Origin of the sequence: Bradyrhizobium oropedii (assembly GCF_020889685.1) — a bacterium.
In the GTDB taxonomy this organism is placed as follows: domain Bacteria; phylum Pseudomonadota; class Alphaproteobacteria; order Rhizobiales; family Xanthobacteraceae; genus Bradyrhizobium; species Bradyrhizobium oropedii.
In genome coordinates this window covers 1-6,706 of sequence record NZ_JACMYO010000301.1, presented here as the reverse complement: position 1 = coordinate 6,706, position 6,706 = coordinate 1, and the positions used below count along the sequence as shown (strand labels likewise).

The 6,706-nt window shown below is 60.3% G+C and carries 5 protein-coding genes and 2 pseudogenes; 4 read left to right on the top strand and 3 right to left on the bottom strand.

The genetic code is table 11. The features are described from left to right. Window positions 1-153: 153 nt before the first annotated feature. Window positions 154-648, bottom strand: a complete 495-nt coding sequence (locus tag H8A95_RS40945; RefSeq protein WP_229172001.1) for an isocitrate lyase/phosphoenolpyruvate mutase family protein — start codon at window positions 646-648, stop codon at window positions 154-156. 550 nt (window positions 649-1,198) lie between these two features. Here H8A95_RS40945 and H8A95_RS40940 point away from each other — a divergent pair. Then, window positions 1,199-1,600 carry a type III secretion system chaperone family protein gene (locus tag H8A95_RS40940; protein WP_229188171.1) on the top strand — a complete coding sequence of 134 codons (402 nt, stop codon included), beginning with the start codon at window positions 1,199-1,201 and terminating at the stop codon, window positions 1,598-1,600. 508 nt (window positions 1,601-2,108) lie between these two features. Beyond that, a complete protein-coding gene (locus H8A95_RS40935) occupies window positions 2,109-3,503 on the top strand; it encodes a hypothetical protein (protein ID WP_229172003.1) in 1,395 nt (464 codons plus the stop codon). Between the two features lie 621 nt (window positions 3,504-4,124). On the opposite strand, the pseudogene H8A95_RS40930 reads toward H8A95_RS40935, so the two are convergent. Together H8A95_RS40930 and H8A95_RS40925 are read right to left on the bottom strand one after the other, a co-directional pair. Beyond that, window positions 4,125-4,937, bottom strand: a pseudogene (locus H8A95_RS40930) (dipeptidase). Window positions 4,938-5,281: 344 nt separating this feature from the next. Further along, window positions 5,282-5,398: pseudogene (locus H8A95_RS40925) on the bottom strand (ATP-binding protein); the annotation flags it as partial. Window positions 5,399-5,429: 31 nt separating this feature from the next. Here H8A95_RS40925 and H8A95_RS40920 point away from each other — a divergent pair. Together H8A95_RS40920 and H8A95_RS40915 are read left to right on the top strand one after the other, a co-directional pair. Continuing rightward, complete coding sequence (locus H8A95_RS40920) at window positions 5,430-5,912, top strand: hypothetical protein (RefSeq protein ID WP_229172004.1); 483 nt, start codon at window positions 5,430-5,432, stop codon at window positions 5,910-5,912. Beyond that, a partial coding sequence (locus H8A95_RS40915; RefSeq protein ID WP_229188170.1) for a recombinase family protein occupies window positions 5,906-6,706 on the top strand: 801 nt, incomplete at its 3' end. The genes H8A95_RS40920 and H8A95_RS40915, both read left to right, overlap by 7 nt.

Below are 6,706 nucleotides of genomic sequence, written 5' to 3'. Positions count from 1 at the left end.
CCCCGGAGACTACGCCACCCTCAATTCCCACCAACCTCGCGACGGCACCACGGTGGTCCCTCGTGAATAGTTTCTAGGAGTCTTGCCGAATCATCATTGATCCCATGTTCGGTGATAACCGCTATTCTTCACTGCCGTGGCTGCCCGGAGAATTCAGCGTCCGGCGACGGGATGGCACTCGCCAAGAGCCGAGCTCATCTTCGGAATGCGGCTGTGGCCGAGCCCGATGCCAGCAAAGCCACGCTGACGGAGCTTGCGTGCCAAGATGGGCGCTTTGTTGAAGTGCCTGAAGTCGCTATCGCCGACAACGAGCACAGGCGGTTCAGTTGATTCTACGATGCGCTCGACCACGTCAACGAGTTGGCCCCATGAAGCTTCGTCGGCGTTGCGATAGCCGGGAGAGCAGGCAAGTGACCGGCCCGACGCGCAGAAGCCTTTGAAACCTGCGCGCTTGGCGGTCGCACAACAGGAGTGCGTATCCTGCGCTTCCGTGAGGACAGAGAGGTCATGGCTGGAGCAGACTTGAGCGCGCAGCATTTCTGCAGGCGACAAGTTAGCGCGTCGATCTGGGCCGCTGGCGAGGACTGATTGTGGTTGATGTTCCATGCCGAACACCTGCAGGTGACGTTTGATTGATCCGACGTTCATCAACCAGTCAGTGACATGTGTCTTTGATCCAGATCAACTACCAACGTTGGTAGTGCACGCAAATTGCCGCATCTCAGCATTGCGATTGCAAATCTAGCGCCAATAAGGAAGTTCTGAGTTTGGAGTGAGGGAGTTTCAGAACCTCCTCACGTTGCCGCAATACCGACATCACCGATTTTGTATAGCCACCACATTGATTTCATCCATTTTCAGTCACGTGATTCTTTCAACTGGCTCGCTCAACCGAGGATAACAAACACCAACATTCGTGCGGCCCCTCACGGAAGCGAGCCGCCGAGTTTTCGGTTGCACCACGTCGGGAGAGATTTCCATCCGCGCACAACGACCAGCATGACCTGCCGCTGCGGCGCGCGCGCCCGCATGGCCAAGAGCTGGCATTGAAAACATCGGCCTTCATCACCGGCCCACCCACCGACAGTGTCACTGCTGCACAGGTTATCGACGGAGCGGTGATGGCGATGCAGTTGGAACGTCACAGGCCTGAGACATACAACGGCTAAAGTGAATCAGACGGCCCATGGATATCGTTATGGCACGCACGTTCTCTCAGTGGCTCGGCGACTATTCTAATGCGATGGGTCTAGACGACGTTGGTGACTTCGCGCGGGATCGAACGCTGGTTGTGCACGACATCATCTGCACGTTCGTTCATCCGTGCGGAGACCAGCACGACATCGCCGCCGTGCTGCTCGACGCAGGCTTGCCTTCGACGGTGTCCGAGCATGACTTGGTTGGACTTGCATTATCCCGAAACCTCGCGAACTTCCTGCTTGGTGCGCCGCTATTCTTCGTCAATCCGGCGAGTCAACACCTTGTCTTGGGTCAGAAGTTCGAGTTTGCGCAGATCGACCCACCATCGTTCGCGCCGTTGCTTGATGCGCTGGCTCTGCAGGCTAAAGCTTGGCGGGACAGGCGGAGCGCTGCACGATGACGGGCATTTCAAATGTGGCGGATTCCGCAGCGGCGGCTGAGGCTCTGAGCGTCGGTGCGCAAGCGATTTACCCTCCATGCGAGTTTCTGATCGAGGTAACTGCGCTGCATTCCAAGGGCTGGCGCGAGGGGCGGAGGGCTGTGCGATGGAGGGCATTTCAAATGGGCCAGACAGCACAGCCGCGGCTACGACTCTGCGCCGGAGCAAAAGCGATCCAAGCCCTATGCGGGTGTGGGATCGCGGCAACGCCAGCGGGCCGCCTACGCTGACCGATGACCAGCGGCGAGCCCACCAAATCACATCCGAACAACTGTCGATGGCCTGTGAAATTGTCGCTGCGGAGCCGTCGCGCTCTGGAGACTTGCACGCCGAACAGGACCTGACTGGGCACGCAGAGCCACAGTTCCGGGACAACGTATCGCTGCCACTGGATGAGGACGCACGGACGGAGCGTCAAGAGGCTCCCGCTGCTGGCCGCGCCCGATGGTGGTGCTGGACGACCGCGCTGTTGGCCGCAAACGCAGCACAGGGTGCGCTCGAAACCTTTGCTGGTCGCGTCGTTGAGGCGGGGGTGCGCAAGCTTTCCCGTCATCCGCAAAGTCCACACGAGGTCAACGATAGCGCAATGGCGGCACATGCCGCGGTCAACGTGGTAATGGGACTGATCGCGGGCACAAGAGCGGGTGTGCACACTTGGCGGGCGAGCGGCAATCCAGAGGCTTATCTCAGGGGATTTCGCGGTGAGCGGTCGGCGCAATCTGCGGCCCTCGCGATGGCGGGAACTCCTGACGTGCCCGCGGGCCAGATGATACGCCTCCTGCCCAGTGTAGCGGCGGCCTTTCTAGCCTTCGGCGCCGCCGCGCACACCGGCATAGGTGCTCTTTCGCACCTTGGAAGCTCATCGAGCGGCAAGGTCGATGCCTACGAAGCCGTGGTTCGGTCTAACGCCAACATAGCGTATTGCTACACCCGTGAAGTCGTGGACTTCGTGGCGCGTGTCTTCCAGCTTGTTTCGCACGATGCCCTGCTGACCCAGCTAGGATGGGCGGCCGGTACCGTGGAATACAGTCTCAACTTGGCAGCACAATCGTGGGCATCGAGTGATATCGACCAGGGAAGGAGCTTCGATCTGCGCTGGCCGGCGATCTCCGCTGCGGCCGAGGCCGTCGACGTTGCCTTCATTTCCGCAGCTGCTCGTCTTGCCGAGCCCGATAGGCCCGTCGAAATTTGGCGTGGTCGTCTGGCCGAGGGGACTTCTGGCGAGAGACATGCGACGTCAAGACCCACCGTCATTGATACAATCGATCGGGTGACACAACGTGCCGTTGGTCGGCAACTGGTTGGGGAAGTACGTCATTATGTGCCGGAGCTCGCTGTGGGAACGCATTTGCGCGAACTGACCTGGCAAGCCGAACACGCCAGTCGTGGTGGTGGCAACAGTACTCCTCCCAGTGATATCGAGGCACCGCCGCCCGGGGGAACGCCAAATGCTGGCAGCAGTTCGGATTCTCCGACACTACGTCAAGAAGCTACGGAACTCCTCCCGCCGCCTGGGCATTTGAATGTGCCGTCGGCAGACGTGGCTGGGCCATCGTCTGCCGAGGCTGTCTCGAGTTTCGTGGATCGATCCTTGGGGGAGTACGGACATCTTGTCGACTTGGGCTGGGAGCACCGCCGCGACCGGGCCCCGCCTTTCCTGATCGGCGCACTGAACAGAAAGGGCGACCTCCCGAGGTCGCCGCTTCAGAGCACAAAGTTGAGGATCCACGGTCAAATCTACACGGCCTACCTGGAGCCGGGGAGTGGGGCGCCGACCATAGACAATCCGCTAGGCGGCAACATAATGCTCGCCCCTAGCCTTGAGCTGGTCCCACTTGGGTCAGCGGGCGCCGCGCATTGGTGAGTCGTCCTCCGCATACGGACAAGCAAGCTCGCAAAGAAAGACGGATCGCAGTCGTGCGACTTGTGCGATAGAGAACTGCATCGCCCGATCCCTTAGCAGAGGATGCAAGAATCTCTCGGTAAAGATCATTTTCTATCGTTCGCCGTACTGTCGAGGGCGCTGCCCCGACTCGCCGCGCAATCTCACGACTTGGCCGCTCGGCCGCTTCATCCTGATCACATCGCGCACATGGCGCATCGCGAGGCTCTCTGTCGGCGTTGCGCGCAAAACCGAAATGGGCGCCCCTATGAGAGCCAGAAGAGGAGTCGTCATCCCGAAATCGTGGGCAACTTCAAATCGGGTTGGTGGGCCTGGTCAGCTTTTCGAAAGCTAGCCCGGCTAGCCTGCAGTCACTGTACTGTGAACAGACGGTATCACAACGCGCAGCGTAGCCTTCGCCGAAGCGCGATACGCCTGCTCCCCTCGAGGCTCAGTCTCAGAATACCCTGAAGACCGGCGCTTAACTGAGGCGCCCTGATCGTGCACTTCAGCGATTCCTTCGTTCTCCGCGTCTACTTGAGGTGAATTCGAACTAGTGGAACGCTCGGATCAAGCCGCTGAGAAAACCGCCGCACCGACTTATCATAGCCAAGTAAGTTGAAATACCCTCATCCAATTGTCGAAAGCAATCTTCCGTATCGACTCTTCGTCAAAACCAATCGCGAGCAACGCTGCAATCACATTTTGGAGACCGCTCGCATCTTTGACCGCAGCAGGGATTGTCGCACCATCGAAATCTGATCCGATCGCTACCCTTTCTACGCCTATGCGATCAACCAAATACTGGAAATGGTGCGCAAGCATGTGAAGCGGCGTATCGGCGTTGTCTTGCGCATCGGGGCGAACGCACCTCACTTAGAAGTTGACGCCCGCGATCCCGTCGGACGCACGGATCGCGTCTAGCTGTCTGTCCGTCAAGTTTCTTGTCGAAGTGCATATTGCGTGCGCGCAGGAATGTGTAGCTGCCAGCGGCGCGTCGCTCAACCGCGCCACATCCCGGAAGCCCTTCTCATTTAGATGGGACACATCGATCATGATCCTCAGGCGATTGCATGCTTTCACCAGATCGCGTCCCGCGTCCGTCAGTCCCGGACCGGTATCTGGTGAGCTTGGCCATGCAAATGGCACCCAGTGGCCGAATATATTGGGGCGGCTCCAGACAAGCCCGAGCGAGCGAACACCACGACGGTAGAGCTTCGCCAGTTCGACCAGGTCCGCATCGATGGCGTCGCCGCCTTCCATGTGCAGCACAATGGCGAACGATCCCGCGTCGGTGGCAGCTTTGATCTCTTCGACACTTGTAGCGATACAGATCTTGCCGTCAGCACGCGCCTCAACGCACTTCAGAGCGTCAAGCATCTCTTTGGTCTTGCGCCTGGCGTAACTCGCATCCAGCGCATCGGCCAGACGGACTTCGTAGCCTGTTTTGGCGACGGGCCGGTTATCCGTGGCCCGTTGCTCTGGGTGGACTGCGTATTCCAGGGATGGTGATCAGCGATTGCAGGCGATCGTGATCACGGTTTCCAGACGATGGTGATCACTTGCGGAGGCGAACACGACTGACGTGTTGATGTGTGCTGGAAATGGTGTTCCTGGTCAAGACGGGCGGGAGGATTTGGAGATCGTTCCGGCGGTCCATGGGAGGGCCCCGCGCGCGGCGCGGAGTGGCCCCCACGAGCGACGCAGCGGCGCGCGCGGGAGGGACCTGTGGGCCGGTGGGGCGATCGGGTGCGCGGTGGTCACGCTTTTGTCCTATCGTCGGCCCGACGACGCAGGCTATCGCCCTTGAGCTCGATGCGGTGCGCGTTGTGAATGATGCGGTCCAATATGGCGTCGCCGAGCGTGGGATCGCGAACACGTCAGAGTACCCCTATTCTTGAGCGGGTCGTGTCTCACGTCACGATCACTGACCCGCATCATTTTCTGTTTGGGCACCGGCTTGAGGTGATGAAGGAGCGGTCGGGGCGCGGTCCCGCCTACGTCGTCGTCGCGCTGCCGGACGGCCGGCTGCGGTCGGTTCGGATCGCGTCGACGGACCTTGCCGAGACGATCACTTCCCGCCCGAACGCCGCCGATCTGCCGCGCATCAGTGCACGTACGCTGATCCCATTGATGCAACATTTGAGCGCGAGTCTGAGCCTTCTCGACGAGAAGGTGATTCGCGATGACCCACCGACCGCTTCCAGGTCGCGTTGCGTATCGACCCCTGCCGACGTTGGCAAATCCACCCGGCCGTCCGGCCGACATTCCGCGCCTGTGGCCGAATCTGTCGACCGCGACGCAAACCCAGATTGCTCAAACGATCGCCACGCTGCTGCGGCGAATGCAAGCGGTTCCCGGCACGCCCGGAAGGGGACTGGGTCGTGCTGATCAGCTTGAGCGTCGCTGACGAGCGGCTCACGACTGCGCACCGAGCCAAGTTGGCCTATGTCTACGTGCGGCAGTCATCAGTGAACCAGGTGCGCCAGCACCAGGAGAGCACGGAGCTGCAGTACCGACTCGTCGATCGCGCCATCGGTTTGGGCTGGCCGCCGGAGCGCGTCCAGGTCATTGACGAGGACCTCGGCAAATCCGGTGCTGGCGGCGTGGATCGTCATGGTTTCCAGAAGCTCATTGCCGAGATCGGCCTTGGCAACGCCGGTCTTGTGGTGAGCCTCGACGCTTCTCGCTTGGCCCGCAATAACCGGGACTGGCATCAGCTTCTCGAACTGTGCTCGGTGTTCGGCGTGCTCATTGCGGATGGCGAGCGGCTTTACGATCCGCGCGCCTACCACGACCGCCTGCTGTTGGGCTTGTCCGGCATCATGAGCGAGGCGGAGTTGCATCAGCTTCGGATGCGCCTTCACCAAGGGGAACGCCAGAAGGCGGCGCGGGGCGAACTGCGGCTGCCGCTACCAGCCGGGCTCGCCTACGATCGAGCGGGCACAATTATTCTCAATCCCGATGAGGAGGTGCAGGCCCGTCTTCATCTCGTGTTCGCCAAATTCCAGGAACTGCAAAGCGCTCGCCGTGTGATGCGTTACTTGGACAGGAACGGATTGTCCTTGCCGGTTCGACCGCTGCTTGGACCATCTCCACACGAGATCGTCTGGCGTGCGCCAGATAGTGCACGCGTGCTTAGCATCCTTCAAAATCCGGCCTATGCTGGGGCGTACGTTATAGCG

Excerpts from the sequence above, each read along its gene's own strand:
- H8A95_RS40945 (WP_229172001.1), bottom strand. The coding sequence starts at position 648 with ATGAACGTCGGATCAATCAAACGTCACCTGCAGGTGTTCGGCATGGAA.
- H8A95_RS40940 (WP_229188171.1), top strand. The coding sequence starts at position 1,199 with ATGGCACGCACGTTCTCTCAGTGGCTCGGCGACTATTCTAATGCGATG.